1 protein-coding gene is annotated in these 492 nt (G+C 72.4%); it reads right to left on the reverse strand.

All coding sequences use genetic code 11. The annotated features are described in order from the left end of the window. Positions 1-373: protein kinase domain-containing protein (locus tag J0695_RS42585; RefSeq protein ID WP_206970137.1), on the reverse strand; the 373-nt coding region annotated here is incomplete at its 3' end. Between the last annotated feature and the right edge of the window lie 119 nt (positions 374-492).

Raw genomic sequence — 492 nt, forward strand, 5'->3', positions numbered from 1 at the left:
CGCCCACCCGGGCCGCCTCGTGCGCGGTGACGGGGCCGCCGCGCGCGATCCGGTCGGCGAGCGACTCCCCCTCCACCAGCTCCATCACGATCCACGGGCCCCCGTCCTGCTCCACGACGTCGTGCACGACGAGGATGCTGGGATGCCCGACCTGCGCGACGGTACGGGCCTCGCGCAGCGTCCGGCGGTGCAGCTCGCGCGCGGCGCCCGCCGGCACGCCCTCTCCGAGGTGTATCTGCTTCACCGCGACCGATCTGCCCAGCAGTTCGTCCTCGGCGCGCCAGACCGTACCCATGCCGCCCCGGCCCAGCCGCGCACCCACGCGGAAGCGGTCCGCGAGCAAGAGGCTGTCACCGTCGTTCGTGTCCCCCATGGCCCACATCATGGCAGCCGGGACGGCCCGTTTGCCCCGGGATCAGCGGGAGCGTGCCGTCACGCGGTAGGTGTCGGCGACGGCCTCGAAAGTACGGTCGATCTCCTTCTTCTTGTTCT

The sequence above is a fragment of the Streptomyces beijiangensis genome (assembly GCF_017315755.1).
Lineage (GTDB): Bacteria > Actinomycetota > Actinomycetes > Streptomycetales > Streptomycetaceae > Streptomyces > Streptomyces beijiangensis.